Below are 23,208 nucleotides of genomic sequence, written 5' to 3' on the forward strand. Positions count from 1 at the left end.
CCGGGAACCCGACCACGGTGGCGTTCACCCGCAGCCACCCGGCCTCGGGCGTCACCGACGCGGTGAGCTGCACGGACGAGCCCGGATCCGTCGTCGACCGCACCTCGGTCGGCGACGCGGAGACCGGGGCCGAGGCCGACGACCGGGTCGGTGGTGGCTGCTGCGCGGCCACGCCGGGCGCCGTCCAGCGCCCGGCCGCGAACCCGGCGGCGAGCGCCACCACGACCGCGACGACCACCCACAGCTTGTTCACGGCATTCCCCCTGAAGCCCCCGAACCGGCCCCGAGGCTCCCACCCGGCGGCGAGAGGGGTGTACCGCCGAACCGGGGATGCTCCGCCCGCCACCGGTAGCGTGGGGGCATGCCACAGATCACCGTCGAGTACTCCGCCGAGCTGTCCGGGGCGTTCGACCGCCGCGGTTTCGCCCTCGCGCTGCACCAGACCCTGTCCCCGCTGGTCAGCTCGGAGGTGTCGGCGTTCAAGACCCGCTTCCGGCAGATCGAGGAGAGCGTGATCGGCGACGGCTCGCCGGCGGCGATGGTGCACGTGCGGGTCGGGCTGCTGGCGGGCCGGCCGGTCGAGCTGAAGCAGGAGGTGGGCCGGGTGGCCATCGGCCTCGCGCGCGACCACCTGAAGCCGGTCGAGGGCCTGCCGGCGCAGCTCACCCTGGAGGTGTACGACCTGGACCGCGAGCAGTACCAGAAGCTCGTGCTCTGACCGGCCGGACGCCCCGGCGGAAAGCGCTCGCCCAGAGGACCTCGCCGAGCGGCCCGCTCCGGGGCCTGTGACGTGGCACCGGTCGAACCGCCGCCCGCGCGGCCGGCGTGCGCCGCCAATGGTCTGGACAGGTGACGGTGTAGCGCGACTGCCGGACGTCCATCCGGTCAGTCGTGCCCCGAACACGTCCCCCTGAACGGCCGACTCACTGGCACCCTTTGGGACATGGAGATCGGCTGCGGGTTCGCCCCCGCACCAACGGACGTGTTCGCGCACGTCGTGGCCCCGTGGGTCAGCGCGGCGAAAGCCCGCCTGCGCACGGTCCTGGCCACATTGCCCCTGCACGCGGTCGAACCGGCGGTCCTGGCCGACTCGTGCGCCAGACGTCTCACATCGCGCCTGACACACCTGGCGGCACCGGTTCTCGTGCACGAACTCTCCCGCGCCACCGAGCTGCGCGGGGAGGACGAACGCGAGCGGTTCGCGGACTTCCTGAGGCGGAAGCACTTCACGTTCTACCCGGTGCTCGTCCGCGAGCTGGACCGGGAACGCGACACCGCCGTCGAGGTGACCGCCGAGATCGCCGCCCGGTACGCCGCCGACCAGGACCGTCTCGGTGAGACGCTGCTCGACGCCAGGTCCGCGCTCGTCGACGTGGACCCGACCGGCGACCGGCACCTGGGCGGCCGCGCCACCTCGATCCTGTGGCTCGCCGACGGGCAGCGGGTGGTCTACAAGCCGCGCGGAGTCGACGCGCACCTGGCGCTGGCGCGCGTGGTGGAGCTGGTCAACGACCTGGTGGACCTCGGCCTGGCGACGCTGACCACGTTGCCGCGCACCGGTTACGGCTGGACCGAGTTCATCGAGCCCGCTCCCCTGCCGACCGCCGACGCGCGCCCGTACTTCCGGCGGCTCGGCGGGCTGATCGCGGTGCTGCACCTGATGCGCGCCACCGACATGCACCACGAGAACCTGATCACGCGCGCCGACCAGCCCTTTCTCATCGACGTGGAAACCCTTTTCCGGGCGAAGCTTCCCGGTTCCCAGCCCGATCCCGCCGCCGTGGCCCTCGAACGCTCCGTCGCGCGCACCGGCGTTCTCCCCTGCCTCACCGGGCGCGACGGCCTGGTCGACATCTCCGCCGCCGGGGGCGACGAGGGCCAGGAAACCTCGGTCACCACAACGGAATGGGTCGACGCGGGCACCGACGGCATGCGCGCGGTGCGCCGGCCGGAGCTCACCCGCGGTTCGCTGAACCGCCCCACCTGGCACGGGCACCCCGTCGAAGCGGCCGGCCACGCGGACGCGGTGCTGGCCGGGTTCCGCCAGACCTACGACGCGATCTCCACCCACAGCGCGGAGTTCGCCCGCCTCCTGGCGACGTGCGGCCCGCTGCCCGTGCGGATCGTGCCCCGCCCGGCCGCGCAGTACACCGAGATGCTGTTCCTGGCGCGCAGGCCCGCGATGATGGGCGACCCCGAGGCGAGACTCGAGACGCTGCACCACGCCTGCGCCGCTTTCCAGCCGCGCCTGGCCGGAACCGAGGCCGCCGAACTGGACGCGGGCGACGTGCCGCTGTTCACCGCCCGCGCCGACGGCCGCGACCTCGAGTCCACCCGGACCACGCTCCCCGGCGTGCTCGGCGCGTCCGGCCTGGAGGAAGCGCTCTCGTGCCTCGCCGCGTCCGGCCCGTCCGACCGCGCCGTCCAGGAGTGGGTGATCGCCGCGTCCCTGGCCACCCGCCGGTCCGCGGTGGTCGGCCATCCGGCACGCCGGCAGGAGGTACCCGCCGACGACGTCCTGCCGGCCGCGTGCGCGATCGCCGACCGCGTCCTCGCGGCGGGCTTCGGCACCGACCGGGTCAACTGGCTCGGCCTGGAACCCGCGCGGGGCGACCGCTGGCTGGTGCTGCCGATGGGACCGGGCCTCGCGCACGGCCACACCGGCGTGGCGCTGTTCCTGGCCCAGCTCGGCCGGATCAGCGGCGACCGCCGCTACACCGACGTCGCCCGCCGGTCGCTGGCCGCGGTGCCCGACCTGCTCGACACCGTGCATGACAACGATGACCTGATCGCCGCGGTCGGCTCCGGCGGCCTCACCGGGTTCGCGGGCATCGGCTACGCCCTCGCCCGCACGGCGACGCTGCTCGACGACGAGCGGATCGCGCGCTGGGCCCGCGAGACCGTCCGGCTGACCGACCTGGCCGCGGAGGTGAACGCACCGGAACACGGCCTGGCAGCGGCGATGCGCGCCCTCGACGCCGAGATCGGCAGCTCCTACGCCCGTGAACTGGCCGAGCACTTCCCCGACGGCCCCACCGGCCCCGTCCAGTGGTGCCCGCACGGCGCGGCCGCGTGGACCGACGAGGACCTGTCGCTGTGCCACGGGAAGCTCGGGCACGCCGACGTCTCGGCCGGCGACTGGTCCGCCGCGACCCGCCACCGCCGCACGGACGAGGTGCTGGCCGAGCTCGACCGGTACGGCCCCGGCTGCGTGACCCCCGGCACCGTCCCGACCCCGGGCCTGCTCGCGGGCCTCGCCGGGATCGGCTACGGCCTGCTGCGCCTGGGCTTCCCGGACCGCACGCCGTCCGTCCTGCGTTTCGGCACGGTGGACTGACCGGGGTCGAGTACCGTGCGCGGGTGGAGATCACCGACGACCGCGAGTTCCCCGCCGCGCTGGCCGCGCTGGGCGGCATCGACTTCCCGTGGGAGTACGACGAGGAGGCCGACGAGGCCGCCGCGAGCAACATGGACTACGAGCCCTACCAGGAGTTCGACTCCGCGGAGGAGACGACCGGCTGGATCCGGGCGTGGACCGGCAACCAGGAGCTGACCGGCGACGCGTTCCGCGTGTTCGGCCAGGACGGCACCGGCGGCCTGGCCGCGCTGTGGCTGGTGCGCCCCGGCCCGCTGACGGCGCAACCGGTGGCGTTCTTCGGCTCGGAGGGCGAGGTCGGCGTCGTCGCGACCAGCCTGGGCGAGTACCTGTGGCTGCTGGCGGGCGGCGTCGGCCCGCTGGAGGCCGTCGAGTTCGGGACGGACAGCGGCGTGCCGAACGACGAACTGCGCGCCGTCGCCGAGAAGTACTCCGGCAGCGAGCCGCGCACCCCGGCCGAGGTGCTGGCGGCGGCGAAGGCGGAGTTCCCGGACTTCGCCGAGACCGTGCAGTCCTGGTGCCGCTGACGGTGCGGGGGCACCAGGACCGGTGAGGTCAGGCCGCGCCGATCGCCTCGTCCAGGACGGAGAGCCCCAGCGCGAGCTCCTCCTCCGAGGCGGTCAGCGGCGGCGCGATGCGGAACACCCCGCCCATGCCCGGGATCTGCACGATGTTCATGTGCAGCCCCAGCTCCAGGCACTTCGCGGTGATCGGCGCGCTCAGCGACTCGTCGGCGATCTCGAGGCCCACCAGCAGACCGCGGCCGCGCACGTCGGACACCAGCGAGTGGCGCGCGGCGATGTCGTCCAGGCCGTTGCGCAGGAACGCGCCGAGCTTGGCCGCGCGTTCGTCCAGGCGTTCCTCGGCCAGCACGTCCAGCACGGTGTTGCCGACGGCGGCGACCAGCGGGTCCGAGACGTGCGTGGTGAAGAACAGGTAGCCGCGGGCGTGCGCCTCCTCCTCGATCTCCGCGGAGGTGACCACGGCGGCCAGCGGCAGGCCGGCGCCCAGGGTCTTCGACAGGGTCAGGATGTCCGGCACGACGCCGTCGCGTTCGAACGCGTACCAGGTGCCGGTGCGGCACAGGCCGGTCTGGGCCTCGTCGAAGATCAGCAGCATGCCCCGTTCGCGGCACTTCTGCTGCAACGCGGCGAAGTAGCCCGGCGGCGGTTCGAGGATGCCGCCGGAGGACAGGATCGGCTCGACGATGCAGGCCGCGAGCGCGCCGACCGACTGCGCGTCGATCAGGTCGAACGCCAGGTCGAGCTGGGCCTGCCAGTCGCCGGACGGGGCCGGGATCGCGAAGTTGCCGGGGGTGGCGGGGCCGTAGCCCTTGCGGCCCGCGCTGTAGGTCGCGGCCGCGGCGGCGGCCGTCATGCCGTGCCACGAGCGGGCGAACGCCACGACCTCGTGCTTGCCGGTCACCAGCTTGGCCATGCGCAGCGCGGCCTCGTTCGACTCGGCGCCGGTGGTCAGCAGCTGCACCTTGGACAGCGACGGGGGCAGCGTCTCGGCCAGCCGCCGGGCGAGGTCGACGACCGGGCGGCTGAGCATGCCGCTGAACAGGTGGTCGAGGTTCGCGATCTGCCGCTGCACGGTCTCGACGATGCGCGGGTGCGAGTGGCCGAGGATCGCGCTCATCTGGCCGGAGGTGAAGTCGAGGACGCGGCGGCCGTCCTCGGTGAACAGGAAGCTCCCCGACGCGCTGTCGATGATCTCGCGCGTGAACGTGCCGCCGTAGCGGACCAGGTGGCGGTCGACGTCGTCCCAGAAGGTGTCCATGACCTCGAAGCTAGGACGCGCCGAGCATCAGGTCCATCTCACGATCCCAAGCTCGCTGTTCGGAAATACTGCACACCATGACGCTGAACCCGTGGCGCCTGCGCCTGCTCAGCCAGCTCGACGCGCTGGGCACCGTGCGGGCCGTGGCCCAGGCCGCGAACCTGAGCGCTTCGAGCGTGTCGCAGCAGCTCGCGGCGCTGGAGAGCGAGACGCGCACGCAGCTCCTCGAACGGACCGGGCGCCGCGTCCGGCTCACGTCGGCGGGCCTCATCCTGGCGCGGCGGGCCCGGTCGATCCTCGACCAGATGGAGGCCGTCGAGGCCGAGCTGCGCGGCCTGAACGACGAGCCGTCCGGCCGCATCCGGCTGGGTGCGTTCCAGAGCTCGATCCACACCCTCGCCGTCCCGGCGGTGCAGGCGCTCGAACACCCGCACCTCGACGTCGAGATCGTCGAACTGGAACCGCACGCCAGCATGCCCGCGCTGCTCGCGGGCGAGGTCGACGTCATCATCACGACCACCGACTTCGTCGAGCTGCCGGTCCCGAGGGACATCGACGTCGTGCCGCTGGGCGAGGACCCGATCGTGCTGCTCTCGCCGCCGAACCAGCCCAAGAGCGACCTCGCGGCGTGCGCCGACGAGCCGTGGGCGTTCGACGTGCCCGGCTCCTACATGGCGAAGCTCGCGACCCGCCTGTGCCGGCAGGCCGGGTTCGAGCCGAGGGTGGTCGGCCGGTTCAGCAACTACATGCTCACGCTGGAGCACGTCGAGGCGGGGCTGGCGGTCGCGGTGCTGCCCGCACTCGCCGTGGACCGCCGGTTCGACGTCGTCGCGAAGGAGCTGCCGGTGACGAGGAGGATCACCGCGGCCGTGCGGCGGGACTCGCGCGCCGCGATCACCGTGGTCCTCGACGCCCTGCACGCCCAGAAGACGTCCTGAGTCCACCATCTGGACATAGTTGAGATGTCACCTAAACTCGGAACCGGAGTCTCGACCGAGGAGGGGTCCGTGCCGCGGATGTCGGAGCCGTTGCGGAAGCTGGGTTTTCTCACCATCGGGCTGTTCGACGAGAACGATCCGGGTGCGGGCCACCGGTCCACGCTGGACGTGATCGCGCTGGGCGAGGAGCTCGGCTTCGACAGCGCCTGGGTGCGGCACCGGCACCTGCAGTTCGGCATCTCGTCGCCGGTCGCCGTCCTCGCCGCCGCCAGCCAGCGGACCAGCAGGATCGCCCTCGGCACCGCCGTGATCCCGCTCGGCTGGGAGAACCCGCTGCGCCTCGCGGAGGACCTCGCCACGGTCGACGTGCTGTCCGGCGGCCGGCTCAACCCCGGCGTCAGCGTGGGCCCGCCCATGCACTGGGACGACGTCAAGGGCGCGCTCTACCCGGAGACCGCCGACGCCGAGAACTTCGGCTACGACCGCGTGCAGCGCCTGCTGGACTTCGTCGGCGGCGAGAAGGTCGCGTCGTTCAGCGGCGTCGAGGGCATCGAGGTCTGGTCCGACCGCGTCCAGCCGCACTCCCCCGGCCTGCGCGAACGCATGTGGTACGGCGGCGGCAGCCTCCGCTCCGCCACCTGGGCCGGGCGGCACGGCATGAACCTGCTGACCAGCAACGTGGCCCAGGCCGAGGAGTCCGAGGACTTCGCCGAGACCCAGCGCTCCCACGTCCGGGCGTTCCGCGAGGCCGGCGGCGGCCGCGTCTCCCAGGGCCTCGTCGTCATCCCGACCGACTCCGCGACGCCCGAGCAGCGGGCGAAGTACCAGGCCTACGTGGACCAGCGCACGCCCCGCACCGCCTCGCCCGTCGGCCCGCGGCGGATGATGTTCGCCCGCGACCTCATCGGCACCTCGGCCGAGATCGCCGAGCAGCTGTACGCGCACCTCGGGTTCCAGGAAGTCGACGAGGTGGCGTTCGCCCTTCCGTTCAGCTTCGAGCACGAGGACTACGTGCAGATCCTCACCGACATCGCGACGCGGCTGGGGCCGCAGCTGGGCTGGCGACCGGCCTGAGCGCACGTTCCGGTCTGATCATCTCTCGCGATCTGGGAAACTGGACCCGTGCGCGTGGCATTGCTGGGTCCGACGCTCGTCGAGGCCGATGACGGCACACCGGTCGACATCGGTGGTGCCCGTGTCCGCATGCTCCTGGCCCGCCTCGCGCTCGACCCCGGCAGGCCGGTGCCCACGAGCACGCTGATCGACGACCTGTGGGGTGAGCAGCCGCCCTCGGACGCCTCGAACGCGCTGCAGTCGCTGGTCTCGCGGCTGCGCAAGGTCTGCCCCGTCGCACTGGAGCCCGGCGGGTACCGGCTCGGCATCGCGACCGAGGACGTCGACGTCTTCCGGTTCGAACGGCTGCGCGGTGCCGGGCGGCTCGACGAGGCGCTCGGGTTGTGGCGCGGTGCGGCGCTGGCGGACGTGCGGGAGGCGCCGTTCGCCGAGGTCGCGGCGGCGCGGCTGGACGAGGCCCGGCTCGCGGCCGAGGAGGACCGGTTCCGGACCGGGGAGCTCGACGTCGCCGCGCTGACGGCGATGCACGAGAAGCACCCGTTGCGGGAACGGCCGGCGGGGCTGCTGATGCGGGCGTTGTGCGCGCAGGGCAGGCAGTCCGACGCGTTGCGCGTCTACGCCGAGGTGCGCTCCAGGCTCGCCGACGAACTGGGCGTCGACCCGTCGCAGGAGCTGCAGGACGTGCACCTCGCGGCGTTGCGCGGGGAGCTCGGGCCGCGGCCGGTCGCCGACCGGCTGCCGGTGCGGCTCACGAGCTTCGTCGGGCGGGAGGACGAGCTCGACGAGCTCGCCGGGCTGCTGGGGCACGCGCGGCTCGTGACGCTGGTCGGGCCGGGCGGTGCGGGCAAGACGCGCCTCGCGACCGAGGTCGCGGCCCGGCACCCGTTGCACGGCAAGGGCCGGGTGTGGTTCGCGGCGCTGGCCGGCATCCGGGCGGCGGAGGACCTCGCCGGTGCGGTGCTCAGCGCGTTCGAGGTCACGTTCACCGGCGACCCGCTGCGGCGGGCGAGCGAGGGCATGAACCGCATCGCCGAGGTGCTCGGCGCCGGGGAGTCGTTGCTGGTGCTGGACAACTGCGAGCACCTCATCGGCGCGGCGGCCGAGTTCACCAGCGAGCTGCTGCGCCGGGTGCCCCACCTGCGCGTGCTCGCGACCAGCCGGGAACCGCTCGCGATCGACGGCGAGTCGCTGTGCCCGGTCGGCCCGCTCGCCGTGCCCGACGGGCAGGCGGACGTGGCCGGGTTCGGCGCCGTGCGGCTGTTCCTCGACCGGGCGAGCGCGGTGAAGCCGGGGTTCCGGCTCGACGAGTCCACCGTGGACGACGTGAAGCTCATCTGCCGCAGGCTCGACGGCATGCCGCTCGCCCTGGAACTCGCGGCGGCACGGCTGCGGTCGATGACGGTCCGGCAGATCACCCAGCGCCTCGACGACCGGTTCCGCCTGCTCACCTCCGGCAACCGCACCGCGCTGCCGCGCCAGCGGACGTTGCGCGCGGTCGTCGAGTGGAGCTGGGACCTGCTGACGGAGGAGGAGCTGCGGCTCGCGCGCCGGCTCGCCGTGTTCCCCGCGGGCGCCGACCTGGCCGCGATCGAGGCCGTCTGCCTGCCGGACGCGCTGTACGTGCTCACCTCGCTCGTCGAGAAGTCCATCGTGGACGTCATCGAGATCGAGGGCGAGCCGCGCTACCGGATGCTCGAGACGATCCGGGTCTACGCGGACGAGCAGCTCGACTCCTCCGGCGAGAAGCACGAGGTGCTGGGCCGGTTCCGGCGCTACTACCGCGACCTCACCGAGCGGTGGGAGCCGCTCACCCGCACCGCGCGGCAGATCGAGGCCATCGAGGTCTACGAGGCCGAGCAGGACAACATCGTGGCCGCGTTGCGCGGGGCCGTGGACGACCACGAGGTCGAGCTGGCGGCGGACCTGCTCGGCGGGGTGTTCTGGTACTGGCTCGTCAAGGGCGACAACGAACGCGCGGAGATGTCGGTGCGCGACGTGCTGGCGCTCGGCGAGCTGCTGCCGGCCGACCGCCGCGCGACGTTCCGGGCGATGCAGCTCATCATGGCCGCGGTGCCCGGGGTGACGGACGCCGCGGAGGCCGCGCACGTCATCGAGAGCTGCGTGGCCACCGGGGCCGTCGAGCGGTACCCGTCGCTCGCGATCGCGTTGCCGATGCTCGCGTTCCTCAGCCAGAACCACGAGCTCGGGCGGCGCGAGGTGAAGCGGGCGGCGGAGAGCCCCGACCCGTGGGCGCGGGCGGGCGCGGAGTGGGCGCTGAGCTTCATGCTCGTGGAGGACGGCGACCTCGACGGTGCCGAACGGGCCCGTGACCGCGCGTACGACCAGTTCGTGGCCATCGGCGACCGGTGGGGCTCGGCGATGACGCTCGGCATGAAGGCCGCGTTCGTCTCGCACACCGGCGACAACCAGGCGGCGATCGACCTCTACCGGCGCGGTCTCGCCGTGGCGACGGAGCTGCGCTCGCAGGACGACGCCGTGCAGCAGCGGTGGCGGCTCGCGGTCGAGTACTCCCGGATGGGCGACGACGCCACGGCCGAACGCGAGATCGCGGCCGCCGAGCAGTTCGTCCGCGACATCGGCAACGACCAGCTGTCGATCATGCTGGACTACGCGAAGGCGGAGGTCGTGCTGCGGGCGGGCCGGACCGCGCAGGCCCGCGAGCTGAGCGCGTCGTTCCGGCGGCGCGCCACCGCGACGTCGACGCTCGGCTCGTTCGTCGCGGAGTGGGCGGCCACGCTCGACAGCCGCATCGCGCTGGCCGACGGCCTGCTGGACGAGGCGTCCGCCCTGGTCTCGGTGGCGATCGCGACCACGTCCGAGCGCGGCGACATGCCGGACCTCGCGGGCGTCACGGAGCTGCTCGCGGTCGTCCGCGACGCGCAGGGCCGGGACGAGGCGACCCGGCGGTTGCTGGCCTGCGCCCACGTCATCCGCGGGCGCCTCGACATGGGCGACCCGGACGTGCGGCGGCTGGTCGCCCGGTTCGGCGAGCCCGAACGCCTCCCGATCACCAAACCCGAGGCCGTGCAGCAGGTGCGCGAAGAGGCGGGCATCGACTGATGCCCGCCTCCCGGTGGAACCACTCTCACACGCGCCGGCGGTAGGCCCACATCGCGAGCGGGAAGAACACCGCGACCGCGGCGACCATCCAGATCAGCGAGCCGGTGAGCGGCCCGGCGATCGCGCCGCCGTTGAGCAGCCCCCGCAGCGCGTCCGACAGCAGGCTCACCGGGCTGATGTCCGCCCACGCCTTGAGCCAGCCCGGCATCGTCGAGGTGCCGACGAACACGTTGCTGCCGAAGGTCAGCGGCATGATCAGCACGAACATCAGGCCCTGCACGGCCTGCGGCGTCTTGAGCAGCATGCCCACGAACACCGACGCCCAGCAGAAGCACAGTCCGAACAGGATCGCGAGCCCGGCCGCGATCACCAGCTCCGCCGGGCCGGTCTGCACCCGGAAGCCCATGACCACCGCGACGATCAGCAGCACGACGATGCAGACGACGTACCGCACGATGTCCGCGAGCACCGCCCCGATCAACGGGGCCGAGCGGGCGATCGGCATCGAGCGGAACCGGTCGAACACGCCCTTGGAGACGTCGGTGTTGAGCTGCACGCCCGCGGTCATGCTGGCCTGCAGGATGTTCATGACCATGATGCCCGGCACGAGCATCTGCAGGTAGGCGTCCGTGTTCCCGGCGAGCGCACCGCCGAAGAGGTAGGTGAACATCACCAGGAACACGATCGGCGCGATCGTCACGTCCGCCAGCTGCTCGGGGTTCTTGCGGATCTTGAGGATCCCGCGCCACGCCAGCGCGAGCCCGTGCCGCGTCCCCCTGTCCAATGCGATCGTGCTCATGCCAGGCTCCCCTCGGGCTGCTTCGTGCCGGCCTGCTTCGTGCCCGTCAGCGCGAGGAACACCTCGTCGAGGGACGGCAGGCGCAGCGCCAGCTCGTCCGCGGTGATCCCGGCGTCGTCGAGCTTGCGGACCAGCGTGGACAGCAGCACCGGGTCGTTGACCGGTGCCGTCAGCAGCCCCGTGTCGTCGTCGCGGGCCGGCCGGACGCCGGTGAGGTCGCCGAGGATCCGCTGCACGGCGTCGAGGTCGCGCAACGACGTGGGCCGCACCTGCAACGTCTGGCCGCCGACGCGCCGCTTCAGCTCGTCGGGCCGCCCCTGCGCCACCACCTTGCCGTGGTCGAACACCGTGATGGTGTCCGCGAGCTGGTCGGCCTCCTCCAGGTACTGCGTGGTGAGCAGCACCGTGACGCCGTTCGCGACGAGCTTGCGGACCACGGCCCACACCTCGTTGCGCGCGTGCGGGTCCAGCCCGGTGGTCGGCTCGTCCAGGTACAGCACGGACGGGTTGCCGACCAGGCTGGCCGCGAGGTCGAGCCGCCGGCGCATGCCCCCCGAGTACGTCTTGGCGGCCCGCCCCGCGGCGTCGGTGAGCTCGAACTGCTCCAGCAGCTCGGCCGCCCGCGCCCGTGCCCCCGCACGCGAGTGGTCGAGCAGCCGGGCGAGCAGCACGAGGTTCTCCGTGCCGGACAGGTCCTCGTCGACCGAGGCGTACTGCCCGGTCAGCCCGATGAGCGAGCGGACCGCCCTCGGGTCCTTCACCACGTCGTGCCCGTGCACCGTGGCGTGTCCCGCGTCCGGGCGCAGCAACGTGGCCAGCACCCGCACCGCCGTGGTCTTGCCCGCGCCGTTCGGCCCGAGCACTCCCACGACCTTCCCCTCCGGCACCTCCAGGTCGACCCCGTCGAGAGCCTTGGTCTCCCCGTAGTGCTTGACCAGGCCTTCTGCCCTGATCGCCAGCGACATCGTTCGTCCCTCCCTGTGTTGGGGAGGAGTGTGCGCCCGCCGGCTGGCAGCGCGCGCACAGAACGCTGTCAGCGCCTGTCAGCCGCCGTGCGCGGTGCCTCGGCCGCCGACCGCCGGTGCGGTGGATCGTCATCGCTCGCGGGACGTGGACACCGCGAGCTCTCACAGATGTCCGTTGACCAGGTCGGCCGGGACGGGAAATGTCAAGTTGTTGTCATGTAACGGATCGAAGTGTTCACCTACCATCGATGCGCGTGACGACAGCCGATGAGCCACCTCGGACCGAGCACATCACGCACGAGACGATCGAAAACGCCCTGACACGGCACGTCGCGGTGCTCCAAGCGAGTCCGCTGATTCACGGCAAGGCGCGAGCGTTGCTCGAAGACGTCGCCTTCCACCACCTCACTCACCCTTTCGCCGCGGCACTGGCGAAAACGGTGGAGTCTCATCGAATCGACGACTCGGAAGACGGCCACGAGCTGCGCCGGTTGCTGACCGATGGTGGGGTGATCGCGCTGCGGGGCGGCACGATCCAGTTCATTCCCGTCGAGGTCGGGGACTACCTCGCCGCCTGCCGCGTGGTCCGCCGCTTTCCAGGAGGCCCCAGAACGTGGCAGCCCTGGTGCAAGAACTACCTGCATCCCCAGGACGAGTGGCCGTGGCCGGACAGCGGGACGGCGTTGTACCAGGCCGAACTGTGGTGGCGGAAGGCTCGGTCGAAGACGCGCAGACAACTCGACGCCCTGCTGCACCAGAAGCACCGTGAGCACAACGTGCACTTCGTCGCCACGCTGCTTTACAGAAGCCAGGTGGTGGACGACGAACTCCGTGCGAGAACTGTCGAGATCCTGCTGGCGCAACTGACTGAGAAACGGTCGCTCGAAAAGTGGCGGACGACGTTGGCCTCGCTCGACCTTCTCGAGCCCAGGCAGACCGTCACCGCACTGGAGAGACTCGCCGGGCCTGATAGCGGCGCCTCTCCCCTGCGGCGATTGGACGCCGTGGACGAGTTGAGCCAGCGAGATCCAGAGCGCGGCAAGAGCGCTGTCCACACGCTGGCCGCAACGCTGGCGCCGAAGCCGACCAGCGCTCCGGACGAGTGCCTGCAGGTCGCGCAGACCATTCAGCAGCGAGATGCCGAACTCGGCAGCGCAGCCATCCGGGATCTCGCCAGAAACCGGAACATGGGCGACTGGCAGACGAAGGCCGCCAGGCTCACCGGTGACCTGGCGTTGTGGGCCGAACTGGTAGGCGAGAGACGCGGTGTCTCCGACCCCGAGCGGCTGGATTTGCTGGCCGGTCTCGCGGAGGAAGACCAGGTGAAGGCCGTCCGAGCGGCCGATCGGTTCTGGGAGACAGCGACACTCGAGACGACGTTGGTGCACATCGCCGAGCTGATCCGGAAGTACGACCGAGAGGCGGCGTTGCGTCAAGCAGAGAAGACCGCCTGGCCTGCACAACGCGAGATCGCAGGCCCGGTGCGGCTGTCAGCGGTGCACCTGATCGGCGAGCTCGTACCTTCGAGGCTGTTCACAGAACTCGCCAGGCTCTCCCGCGAGGTGCCCGACGAGGAAACGCAGTTCAAAGCCGCCACCGACATCGTCGATGCGGGCGGGCCCGTCACGGCGTTGTACGACCTCGCCGCAAACCGGGTGAAGAGCCGTGACCGCCGCCTCCGGGCGGCGAGGAGAATCGCTCTGGGCCACCCGGACAGCGGTGGCCGGCTGCTCGTCCTCATCGCTGAGGGATATCCGGCGACGGACCCCGAGATGCTGAAGGTCTTGTTCGAGGCACACGCGCTGGCTTCGTCCCCTGCCGCGAAAGCTCTCGAGGCAATCGCCAGAGACAGACGTCGACCTGCGTCGTTCCGCATCCTCGCCGTTGGTGAGCGCGTCTTCGACAAGAAGAAAACCCTCGAACTCTACGTCTACATCGCGACCACTGAGCAGAAGAGCGAGGAAGCCCGCACAGCGGCGCGCAAGGTCCTGCTGATGAACCAGGACGAGGGCGAAGCGCTGATGGCCCAGCTCGCGACAACCTTCAAAGCGAATCCGGAAACTCGACTCGGCTTCGCTCTGGAAGCAGGTGCACGAGGCAAAGACCACCTGTACCAGCTGGGATTGCGCACCCCATCGACCGAGCTGCAGCTGAAAGCCGGCAGCGCACTTTTCCGCATCGACGCGAAGAAGGGCACCGAGGTGCTCGTCAAGACAGCCCGGACCCGCTGGGGAGGTGAGTCCCGTGTCCAGGCGGCCTGCCTGCTGCCCGCCGAGCAGGCGCTCGACGAGTTGGGGCGCATCGCGCGCGACCAGGATCGTGAGCCGGTCCGCGTCGAGGCGGGCATCAAGGCGTTGGAGATCGACGACAAGCGCGGGAAGGAAATCCTGCGAGAGCTGGCACGATGCCGGATCTCCGCATCGTCACGCAGGAGGATCGAGCAACTCTTGGGCCCTGCCGGGTGAATCCCGCGTCGGGCCGCGGCTGGAGTCGTCGTTCTCTCCGCAGCCTGCAGCGGGAGACGAGAACCAGCCGCTGTCAGCCGCCGTGCGCGGTGACGTTGTGCGCGGTGATCTCCTCACCGCAGCACCGGCAGGCGAGGAACGCGTCGGCGGTCTGGCCGCACGCGTTGTGCTCGAGCACGATCGGCGGGCCGCCGGGGTCCGGGACGTGCGCGTCGCCCCACTTCATCAGGATGACGATCGCCGGGAACAGCTCCAGCCCGGCCTGGGTGAGCCGGTACTCCTCGCGGTCCTCCGCGTACGGGACGCGCTGGAGCAGACCAGCGTCGACCAGGGTCCTGAGCCGGGCGGACAGGGTCGGGCGCGGGATCGACAGGTTGCGCACGAACTGGCCGTACCGGCGCACGCCGAAGAACGCCTCGCGCAGGATCAGCAACGTCCACTTCTCCCCCACCAGGTCGAGCGCCCGGCCGACGGACTCGCCGCGGAACCGGCGGTCGTGCGCCGCGGGGTCGATCATCGCAGGCCCTCCCCCGCGAGGGCGGTGAGCAGGCGCCGGCCCGCGGGGTCCTCGGCGGTGGCGGGCACCAGGCCGACGTGGCTCGCGCCCGCGTCGAGGTACTCGGCGACGCGCCGCACGACGTCCCGGGCCGAGCCGATGGCGCCCACGGCCTCGACTAGGTCCACCGGGATGGCGCCGGCCAGTTCCGACCGCGGGCGGCCGTCCCGCGCCTGGGCGACGAGCGCGCCGTGGCCGAGGGCGGTGAACATCTCGCCGTAGCCGGGCGGGGCCAGGTAGACCGCGAGCTGCGACCGGAGCTGGTGCAGGGTGTCCGGGCCCGGGTCGAGGGCGGCGGGCACCCACACGGCGATCGGCGGTCCGGCCTCCACCCGTGCCACGTGGCCGGTGCTGACCAGGTTGAGCACCACTTCGTCGCCCACCTCGGCGGCCACGCGCGTCATCGCCGGGCCGAAGGCCGCCACCGAGATCGATGCGTCGGGAACCGGCTGCGGCAACCGGAACCCGGCCACGCGTTCTCCGTTGAGCAGTGCCCGTGTGTCGCGCACGGTCGCCCGTGTCGCACGCACCGGTGCCCACTCACGCCCGTGCCACTTCGTCACGATCCGCGGGCTCGACGCACCCAGCGCCAGACCGGCACGCCGTCCGGTGGTCGCGACCACGGTGGACAGTCCCAGTGCGAGCGCGACCGGGCTGCGCACGCCGGCGGCCAGCGGCCCGATCTTCAGGGTGATGCCGGAGGTCCGCAGGCCGATCGCCGTGGCCAGGGCGAACGCGTCGAACGTCGCCATCTCCCCGATCCACAGCGTCCCGAACCCGGCCTCGTCGGCCGCCACGGCGATGTCGAGCGCCTCCAGCGGCGGCCGGTCGAGCCAGAACGGCGTCACGACGCCGACGCTCACAGCTGCTCCGTCTGCGCCGGGACGCCGAGCAGCACCTTGCCGGGCACCTCGTACGACGTGGTGTTGATCTGGAAGTGCGCCGAGGCGGTGTGCGCGTCGCGGAACCGCCGCTGCAACGCGGCACCGTCGTAGATCGCGGCGCCGCCGGCCAGGTCGTACAGGTCGGTGACCACCGACCGCGCGGTGCGGGCCGCGTGGGTCGCGGCCAGCCGCAGCGACGTCCGCAGCTCGAGGGACACCGGCTCGGTGCCCTGCGCGGCCTCCCACGCCTGCGCCACGGCCTCGTAGAAGTACGCCCTGGCCGCCCTCAGCGACGCCGTCGCCTCGGCGACCGCCGCCTGCGTCGACGACCGTTCCGCCAGCGTGCGGCGAGAGCCCGTCGGGGTGCGCGCACCGGCCAGGGTCACGAAGTCGTCCAGCGCCCCGAACGCGTTGCCGAGCGCCGCCACGGCGACCGACGAGGCGAAGAACCCGAACACCGGGAACCGGTACAGCGCACCGCCGTGCAGTGGTCCGTCCACAACGGACAGCACGCGCGACGTCGGCACGAACACCTCGTGCGCCACCGTGTCGTGGCTGCCGGTGCCGCGCAGACCGGTGGTGTGCCAGGTGTCCAGCACCTCCAGCGACGCGCGGGGCAGCGCGGCCACCTTCAGCGCGCCGTCCAGCACGAACCCGGCGAACAGCCAGTCCGCGTGCTGGATGCCCGAGCAGAACGACCACTTCCCGGACACCACGACGCCGCCGTCGGCCTCGACGCCACGGCCGCGCGGCGCCCACACTCCAGACGCCACCGCACGCGGATCGCCGAAGACCTCCCGCGCGCCCTCGTCCGGCAGGTAGGCGGCGAGCAGGCTGCTGGTCGCGGCTATCGACACGCACCACCCGGCGGACGCGTCACCGCGGGCGAGCGCCTCGGCGGCCGCGAGCGTCGGGCCGGGTGCCTGCTCCGGACCGCCGAGCGAGGCCGGGACACCCAGCCGGAACAGTCCTTCGGCGCGGATCGCCTCCAGCAGCTCGGGAGCGAGCGCGCCCGCGGACTCCGTCTTCGGGGCGGCTTCCCGCGCCAGTTCGGCCAGCACGACGTCCTCCAGGTTCACTTTTCTTACCGGTTCAGTTTTTTAACTGTAGACCCCGGCACAAGACACGAGGGGCCCCACCCGCCGAACCGGGTGAGGCCCCTCCCCTGCCGATGAATCAGGCGAACGGCGACCTGTCGATGCCGCACGTCTTCTGCGCGGGCAGCACACCGGTGAAGAGGTACTCCCGCTTCACCTTCTCCGCGCACGCGCTGCGCACGTACATCGACGTGTGCCCGTAGCCCTCGACCGTCAGGAACCCGGTGCGGGCCAGCTCCGCGGCACCGTCCTGCGCACCGTGCAGCGGTGTGGCCGGGTCGTACCTGCTGTTGATGAACAAGATCGGCGCCGACGTCCGGCGGTTCCACGGGCCCGTGTAGCGGTCGTCGTCACGGCCCTGCCAGAACGCGCAGGCCATCATGTCGAACACGACGGCCCGCCCCCAGTACGGCACGCGCTGGTCCTCGCTCGCCCCGTACCGCGTGTACGCGGCGGTGTCGCGCGGGAAGTCGCTGTCCGAGCACTGGACCGCGTTGAACGCCTCGAACCGGTTCGAGGTGTAGTCGGCGGCCGCGGTCGTCGGCGAGGCCGGCGCCTCCCAGACCCCCTGCAGGATCCGGGCGGTGTCCTGCCACGTCTCGGGCTGCGCGAGCGCGTCCCAGACGGTGCTGATCAGCGTGACCCGGTCGAACCGGCCGTCCGGCGTGGTGACCGGGGAGGCCGTCACGCGGGCCACGAGGTCAGCCCACTTCTGCCTGAGGTCGCCCCCGGCGAACGCGCAGTTCGCGCCCGGCGCCGCGCAGAGCTCCAAGAACTGGCCGAACGTCTCGGCCACGCCGCGCGGCACGTCCTGGCGGGTGTCCAGCGGCACGGTCGTGCCCTGGTCACCGTGCCCGGTCGCGTTGCCGACGAAGTCGAGCGAGCCGTCGAACGCGAGCGCGCGGACCTTGTCCGGGAACAGGTTCGCGTAGATCGCGCCGAGGTGCGTGCCGTACGAGATGCCGTGGTACGTCAGCTTCTTGTCGCCCACGGCCTTGCGAAGCAGGTCCAGGTCCCGGGCCGTGTTCGCGGACGAGACGTGGTCCAGCAGGTCGCCGGACTTCGCCTCGCACCGGCTCACGAAGTCGCGGTAGCCGTCGTAGAACGCGGGCTCCTGCGCCGCGGTGTCCGGGTAGACCGGGATCGAGTTCAGGAAGGCCTGCTGCTCCTCCACGCTGTCGAAGCAGCGCACGGTCGCCGACCGGCCGACGCCGCGCTGGTCCCACGACACCAGGTCGAACCGCGACCGCAGCTCGGACGAGAACAGCCACTCCCACCTGCCGCGCGCCCGCAACCGGTCGACGCCGGAGGCACCGGGGCCGCCGAAGTTGACGAACAGCGACCCGATCCGCTTCGCCGGGTCGGTCGCGGGCAGCCTGATCAGCGCGAGGTCGATCTTCGTGCCGCCCGGCCGGTCGTGGTCGAGCGGGACCTTCGCGGTCGAGCACTGGAACCCGTCCTGGCAGTCCTGCCAGGACAGGACGGGCGTCTGCGCCTCCTCGGCGGCGCCGGCGGCCGGCGCGAGACCGATCACCAGCGCAGCCGTGATCATCAGAGATTTCATTCGGCTCCCCAGATGTCCTGAACCTCTCGATCACCGAGACGTCCGGGGAGGCGGCGGGGTTGGCTTCCATTCGCGCCCGAATCAACCGCTCAGGGCATGTGTCGCGGTCGCTCCCCCGTCCACCACGAACTCGCCGCCGGTGCAGTACGCGCTGTCGTCGCTCGCGAGGAACAGCACCACGTTCGCGACGTCGTCGGGCTGCCCGATCCGCCGCAGGGCGAGCTTCTTGCCGATTGGCGACACGTCGATCGGCCGGCCCAGCGCCTCGCTCACCATCGGGGTGTCGATCGCTCCGGGGTGGACGGAGTTGACCCGGATGCCGTGCTGGCCCAGTTCCATCGCGGCGACCTTGGTCATGCCGCGGATCGCGAACTTCGATGCCGTGTACGCGACGAGGTAGGGCATGCCACCCAGGCCCTCCACGGACGACACGTTGACGATCGAGCCGCCGCCGGCCTGCTTCATCGACGGCACGACCGCGCGCATGCCTAGGAAGCAGCCGACCTGGTTGATGCCGATCACGCGCTGGTAGTCGGCGAGCGTCGTCTCGGCCAGCGCGGAGAAGTGCAGGACGCCCGCGTTGTTCACGAGAACCGTGATGTCGCCCAACGTCTCCACGGTGTGCGCGACCGCGTCGGCCCACCCGTCTTCCGACGACACGTCGAGGTGGAAGAACTCCGCGCCCAGCTCGGCCGCGAGCTCCTTGCCCTGCTCGTCGAGGACGTCGGTGATCATCACCCGCGCGCCCTCGGCGGCGAACCGGCGTGCCGCGGCCGCGCCCTGGCCCCGTGCCGCCCCGGTGATCAGGGCGACCTTCCCGTCGAGCCGCATCTACATCATCTCGTCGGTCAGCGGCATCATCACGGTCTTGAGCTCGGTGTAGGCCTCGTAGGCGCTCTGCCCGCCCTCACGGCCCAGGCCCGACTGCTTGTAGCCGCCGAACGGTATGTGCGGTTCGAGCTGGAAGCCGTTGATGCCGACCATGCCGACCCGCAACGACTTCGAGACGCGGAACGCGCGGCGCACGTCGTTGGTGTAGACGCCCGCGCCCAGCCCGTACTCGGTGTCGTTGCCCAGCCGGACGGCCTCTTCCTCGCTGTCGAACGGCACGACGGTGAGCACCGGGCCGAAGATCTCGTCGCGGGCGATCGTCATGTCGTTGGTGGCGTCGGCGAAGATCGTCGGCGCGACGAAGTTGCCGGACGCGAGGTCTCCTTCGAGGCGGGTGCCGCCGGTGACGAGGCGGGCACCGTCCTCCTGGCCGCGTTCGACGTAGCCGAGCACACGCTCCAGCTGCTTGGAGTTGATCAACGGGCTGGCGAGCACACCGGGGTCGAACGGGTCGCCGAAGGTGACCGCGCCCGCGAGCATCTGGGCGGTGGCGACGAACTCGTCCTGCACCTCCCGCGCGACCAGCGCCCGCGTGTGCGCGACGCAGGCCTGCCCGGACAGGCCCATCGTGACCATGCCCATGCACGTCATCGCGGCCAGGCCGACGTTCGGGGCGTCGGCGAACACGATCGCGGGCGACTTCCCGCCCAGTTCCAGGGAGACGCGCTTCATCGTCCCGGCGGAGGCCTCGACGATGCGGCGGCCGACACCGCGGCTGCCGGTGAAGCTGATCTTGTCGACGAGCGGGTGCGTGATCAGCGCCTCGCCGGTGGGGTTGCCGGGGCCGGTGACGAGGTTGACGACACCCTCGGGCAGGCCGGCCTCGATCAGCAGCTCGACCATCCGGATCACGCAGAAGCTCGCGTACTCCGACGGCTTGAGCACGACCGTGCAGCCGGCGGCGAGCGCGGGGGCGATCTTCTGGGCGAAGAGCACGAACGGCGCGTTCCACGGCAGGATCGCCGCGACGACGCCGACCGGTTCGCGGAACGTCATCGCGAGGTGGTCGCCGCCCTGGTACGGCGGCAGCGTCTGGCCGCCGACCTTGTCGATCCAACCGGCGTGGTGGTCGAAGATGTCCGCGGCGATGTTCACCGACGTGGCGTAGATCTGCCCGAACGACAGCGGCACGCCGTTGTCCAGCGCCTGCAAGCCCTTCAGCTCGTCGGCGTGCTCGCGCAGCAGGTCGCCGTACCGGCGCAGCACCTTGATGCGCTCGCCCGCCCTCGCGCGCGGCCAGGTGCCCTCGTCGAACGCCTTGCGGGCGGCGCGCACCGCGGCGTCGACGTCCTTTTCGGACGCGACGGCGAAGCTGCCGATCTCCTCGCCGGTGGCGGGGTGGTGGTGCGTCCAGGTCTCGTCGGTCTCGCGGAACTCGCCTCCGATGAGGAGCCGGCCGTCCTTCAGGCCCAGCGTCTCGCGGTGCGGTTGGACGGTGAGCGTCACAGCTCCTCCTAGAACGCCCCGAATCAGAGGCTCATCGTGTCCGTACAGGCGAACGTCCTGCGCGGGTCGCGATCGGCGAAGTGGCCGTCGAGATCCGCGAACGCGTCGAACTTCTGCTCGACGGCCGGCGGTGCCATCAGCGCCACCATGCCGCCGTGCACGACGAAGACCTGCCCGTTGATCTTCTCGCCGGACGGTCCCGCCAGGTGTGCCACGAACTTCGCGACGTGCTCGGGCGCCAGCGCGTCGTCGCCCTCCGGCGCGTCACCGAAGACGTGCGCGGTCATCTGCGTGCGCGCGCGCGGGCAGATCACGTTGGCACGCACGCCGTAGCGGCTGGTGCCCCGCGCCGCGGCGAGCGTGAGCGCCGTGATGCCCGCCTTGGCCGCCGCGTAGTTGGCCTGTCCCTCGGAGCCGAGCAGGAAGGCCTCCGAGGAGGTGTTGACGAGCCGGGCGTACACCGGTTCGCCCGCTGCCTTCGACTGCTGCTTCCAGAACGCGACCGCGTTGCGCGACAGCAGGAAGTGCCCGCGCAGGTGCACCTTGACGACGAGGTCCCACTCCTCGTCGGTCATGTTGAACAGCATCCGGTCGCGCAGCACGCCGGCGTTGTTCACCACGACGTGCAGGCCGCCGAACTGCTCGACGGCCGCGGCGACGAGGGCGTCCGCGGTGCTCCGCTCCCCCACGTCGCCCTCGACCACGACGCACTTCGCGCCCAGCTCCTCGGCCGCGGCCGCGGCGGCACCGGCCGCGCCCGGCAGGTCGTTGAGGATCAGGCTCGCCCCGGCACGGGCCAGTTCGAGCGCCTCGGCGCGGCCGAGCCCGGCTCCCGCGCCGGTGACGACGGCGACCTTCCCCGCAAGGTCCACAGGAGACTCCCCACGATGTCAGTCGAACAGGATGACCTGGCGGATCAGGGAACCCCCGCCGCGCAACGCCTGCAGGCCCTCGTTGACCTCCTCGAGCCTGATCCGCTTGCTGATCATGCCCTCGAGGTCGAGCCGGCCCTGCCGCCACAGCGCGATCATCCGCGGCACGTCGCGGCGGAAGTTCGCCGTCCCGTAGAACGACCCGTGCAGGGTCTTGTCGTGCAGGAACAGCTCCTGGGCGCTGAAGGAGACCATCGCGTCGGCCCGTCCGGCGCCCACGACGACCGTGTGGCCGCCGCGGCGGGTGAGGTCCCACGCCTGGCGGATCGTGGCGGGCAGGCCGACGACGTCGAACACGTAGTCGAAGCCCATGCCGAGGTTCAGCGCGTTGTTCAGGTCGGCGACACCGTCCGGCACGGTCGCGTGGGTGGCGCCGAACCGTTGCGCCACCTCGTGCTTCTCGGTCACCGGGTCGACCGCGACGATCCGCGCCGCCGCGGCGAGCCGCGCGCCCTGGATCACCGCGACGCCGACGCCGCCGCAGCCGATCACCGCGACGCTGGAGCCCGGTTCGACCTTCGCGGTGTTGAGCACGGCGCCGACACCGGTCAGGATGCCGCACGACAGCAGCGCGGCGACGTCCCACGGCACATCGTCGTCGATCTTCACCGCGGCGTCGGCCGGCACGACCATCTCCTCGGCGAACGCACCGAGTCCGGCGTAGCCGAAGGCGGGGTTTCCGCCCACGACGAAACGCGGTGACGTGAACGCCGACAATGTGTGTACGAGGCACAGATGTGCCTGTCCCGTCACGCATTGCGCGCACTTCCCGCACGGCGGCACGAACGTGATCGCCACGTGGTCGCCGACCGCGAGCTGCGTCACGGCGCTGCCGATCTCGACGACCTCACCCGCGCCCTCGTGGCCGATCACGCCGGGGGCGAGCGCGGGCAGCGTTCCGTCCATCGCGGACAGATCGCTGTGGCACACCCCGCAGGCCTTGATCTTGATGCGGACTTCCTGGGGCCCCGGAGCGGTGGTCGTCACGTCGTCGCGGAGCTCGAGCTTGTCGTCGCCCACCTGGTTCAGCACGGCAGCCTTCACCGGTATCACTCCTCGCTGAGCTCACGGCCGAGGTACCCGTCGCACACTAGAATCTGTTCCTGTTCATGACAAGGCCCATCAGCGTGAGAGCCGCAGCGCGCCCATCGGGCACGACGCGACGGCGCGTTCGGCCGCGGCCTCCTCGGACGGAGCCAGCTCACCGTCCCGGATCTGCAGAACCTCGTCGTCGTCAAGGTCAAACACCGCAGGCAGCACTGCCGTGCACTCACCGTGCGCCTCGCACAGCGCGGGGTCGACGCCGACCTTCATCCCGGCCTCCTGACATGAAGTAGAACTTGTTCTAGAGTAGCGGG

The 23,208-nt window shown here is 71.6% G+C and carries 19 protein-coding genes and 1 pseudogene; 7 read left to right on the plus strand and 13 right to left on the minus strand.

Annotated features, from left to right (window positions below; genetic code table 11):
- A pseudogene (locus ACFWGZ_RS13105) lies at nucleotides 1–253 on the minus strand (hypothetical protein); the annotation flags it as partial.
- Between the two features lie 108 nt (nucleotides 254–361).
- Here ACFWGZ_RS13105 and ACFWGZ_RS13110 point away from each other — a divergent pair.
- The 3 genes from ACFWGZ_RS13110 to ACFWGZ_RS13120 all read left to right on the plus strand — a co-directional run bounded on the left by ACFWGZ_RS13110 (nucleotide 362) and on the right by ACFWGZ_RS13120 (nucleotide 3,903).
- A complete protein-coding gene (locus tag ACFWGZ_RS13110; protein ID WP_382451703.1) occupies nucleotides 362–718 on the plus strand; it encodes a 5-carboxymethyl-2-hydroxymuconate Delta-isomerase in 357 nt (118 codons plus the stop codon).
- Between the two features lie 225 nt (nucleotides 719–943).
- Nucleotides 944–3,337 carry a type 2 lanthipeptide synthetase LanM family protein gene (locus tag ACFWGZ_RS13115; protein WP_382451704.1) on the plus strand — a complete coding sequence of 798 codons (2,394 nt, stop codon included), beginning with the start codon at nucleotides 944–946 and terminating at the stop codon, nucleotides 3,335–3,337.
- Nucleotides 3,338–3,360: 23 nt separating this feature from the next.
- Nucleotides 3,361–3,903 (plus strand): SMI1/KNR4 family protein, encoded by a 543-nt coding sequence (locus ACFWGZ_RS13120; RefSeq protein WP_382451705.1) that lies wholly within the window; start codon nucleotides 3,361–3,363, stop codon nucleotides 3,901–3,903.
- A 28-nt stretch (nucleotides 3,904–3,931) separates the two neighbouring features.
- Here the strand turns inward: ACFWGZ_RS13120 and ACFWGZ_RS13125 are convergent, their stop codons facing one another.
- Nucleotides 3,932–5,158: an aspartate aminotransferase family protein gene (locus tag ACFWGZ_RS13125; protein WP_382451706.1), complete on the minus strand. Its 1,227-nt coding sequence runs from the start codon at nucleotides 5,156–5,158 to the stop codon at nucleotides 3,932–3,934.
- A 77-nt stretch (nucleotides 5,159–5,235) separates the two neighbouring features.
- On the opposite strand from ACFWGZ_RS13125, the gene ACFWGZ_RS13130 reads away from it, so the two are divergent.
- The 3 genes from ACFWGZ_RS13130 (at nucleotide 5,236) to ACFWGZ_RS13140 (ending at nucleotide 10,251) form a co-directional block, all read left to right on the plus strand.
- A complete protein-coding gene (locus ACFWGZ_RS13130; RefSeq protein WP_382451707.1) occupies nucleotides 5,236–6,096 on the plus strand; it encodes a LysR substrate-binding domain-containing protein in 861 nt (286 codons plus the stop codon).
- Nucleotides 6,097–6,174: 78 nt separating this feature from the next.
- Nucleotides 6,175–7,170 carry an LLM class flavin-dependent oxidoreductase gene (locus tag ACFWGZ_RS13135; RefSeq protein ID WP_382451740.1) on the plus strand — a complete coding sequence of 332 codons (996 nt, stop codon included), beginning with the start codon at nucleotides 6,175–6,177 and terminating at the stop codon, nucleotides 7,168–7,170.
- 48 nt (nucleotides 7,171–7,218) lie between these two features.
- A complete protein-coding gene (locus ACFWGZ_RS13140) occupies nucleotides 7,219–10,251 on the plus strand; it encodes a BTAD domain-containing putative transcriptional regulator (RefSeq protein ID WP_382451708.1) in 3,033 nt (1,010 codons plus the stop codon).
- 25 nt (nucleotides 10,252–10,276) lie between these two features.
- On the opposite strand, the gene ACFWGZ_RS13145 is transcribed toward ACFWGZ_RS13140, so the two are convergent.
- Together ACFWGZ_RS13145 and ACFWGZ_RS13150 are read right to left on the minus strand one after the other, a co-directional pair.
- Nucleotides 10,277–11,050, minus strand: a complete 774-nt coding sequence (locus tag ACFWGZ_RS13145) for an ABC transporter permease (protein WP_382451709.1) — start codon at nucleotides 11,048–11,050, stop codon at nucleotides 10,277–10,279.
- Nucleotides 11,047–12,015 (minus strand): ATP-binding cassette domain-containing protein, encoded by a 969-nt coding sequence (locus ACFWGZ_RS13150; RefSeq protein WP_382451710.1) that lies wholly within the window; start codon nucleotides 12,013–12,015, stop codon nucleotides 11,047–11,049. The genes ACFWGZ_RS13145 and ACFWGZ_RS13150 overlap by 4 nt, the downstream gene beginning before the upstream one ends.
- Nucleotides 12,016–12,269: 254 nt before the next feature.
- On the opposite strand from ACFWGZ_RS13150, the gene ACFWGZ_RS13155 reads away from it, so the two are divergent.
- Nucleotides 12,270–14,480, plus strand: a complete 2,211-nt coding sequence (locus ACFWGZ_RS13155; RefSeq protein WP_382451711.1) for a hypothetical protein — start codon at nucleotides 12,270–12,272, stop codon at nucleotides 14,478–14,480.
- A gap of 73 nt (nucleotides 14,481–14,553) precedes the next feature.
- Here ACFWGZ_RS13155 and ACFWGZ_RS13160 read toward each other — a convergent pair whose 3' ends face one another.
- The 9 genes from ACFWGZ_RS13160 to ACFWGZ_RS13200 all read right to left on the minus strand — a co-directional run bounded on the left by ACFWGZ_RS13160 (nucleotide 14,554) and on the right by ACFWGZ_RS13200 (nucleotide 23,164).
- On the minus strand, nucleotides 14,554–14,997 hold the full coding sequence (locus ACFWGZ_RS13160) for a winged helix-turn-helix transcriptional regulator (protein WP_382451712.1): 444 nt from the start codon (nucleotides 14,995–14,997) through the stop codon (nucleotides 14,554–14,556).
- On the minus strand, nucleotides 14,994–15,899 hold the full coding sequence (locus tag ACFWGZ_RS13165; protein WP_382451713.1) for an LLM class F420-dependent oxidoreductase: 906 nt from the start codon (nucleotides 15,897–15,899) through the stop codon (nucleotides 14,994–14,996). The genes ACFWGZ_RS13160 and ACFWGZ_RS13165 overlap by 4 nt, the downstream gene beginning before the upstream one ends.
- A complete protein-coding gene (locus ACFWGZ_RS13170; protein ID WP_382451714.1) occupies nucleotides 15,896–16,999 on the minus strand; it encodes an acyl-CoA dehydrogenase family protein in 1,104 nt (367 codons plus the stop codon). Before ACFWGZ_RS13170 ends, ACFWGZ_RS13165 begins: the two co-directional genes overlap by 4 nt.
- 97 nt (nucleotides 17,000–17,096) lie before the next feature.
- The gene (locus ACFWGZ_RS13175; RefSeq protein WP_382451715.1) at nucleotides 17,097–18,581 is read right to left on the minus strand and encodes an alpha/beta hydrolase; all 1,485 of its coding nucleotides are present in this window, start codon (nucleotides 18,579–18,581) and stop codon (nucleotides 17,097–17,099) included.
- Nucleotides 18,582–18,662: 81 nt separating this feature from the next.
- On the minus strand, nucleotides 18,663–19,412 hold the full coding sequence (locus tag ACFWGZ_RS13180; protein ID WP_382451716.1) for a glucose 1-dehydrogenase: 750 nt from the start codon (nucleotides 19,410–19,412) through the stop codon (nucleotides 18,663–18,665).
- A complete protein-coding gene (locus tag ACFWGZ_RS13185; RefSeq protein WP_382451717.1) occupies nucleotides 19,413–20,918 on the minus strand; it encodes an aldehyde dehydrogenase family protein in 1,506 nt (501 codons plus the stop codon).
- 23 nt (nucleotides 20,919–20,941) lie between these two features.
- Complete coding sequence (locus ACFWGZ_RS13190; protein ID WP_382451718.1) at nucleotides 20,942–21,790, minus strand: SDR family NAD(P)-dependent oxidoreductase; 849 nt, start codon at nucleotides 21,788–21,790, stop codon at nucleotides 20,942–20,944.
- Nucleotides 21,791–21,808: 18 nt separating this feature from the next.
- Nucleotides 21,809–22,894: a Zn-dependent alcohol dehydrogenase gene (locus ACFWGZ_RS13195; RefSeq protein ID WP_382451719.1), complete on the minus strand. Its 1,086-nt coding sequence runs from the start codon at nucleotides 22,892–22,894 to the stop codon at nucleotides 21,809–21,811.
- Nucleotides 22,895–22,972: 78 nt separating this feature from the next.
- Nucleotides 22,973–23,164: a ferredoxin gene (locus ACFWGZ_RS13200; RefSeq protein ID WP_382451720.1), complete on the minus strand. Its 192-nt coding sequence runs from the start codon at nucleotides 23,162–23,164 to the stop codon at nucleotides 22,973–22,975.
- Nucleotides 23,165–23,208 lie beyond the last annotated feature (44 nt).

This window comes from Lentzea sp. NPDC060358, from assembly GCF_042725365.1.
Classification (GTDB): Bacteria; Actinomycetota; Actinomycetes; order Mycobacteriales; family Pseudonocardiaceae; genus Lentzea.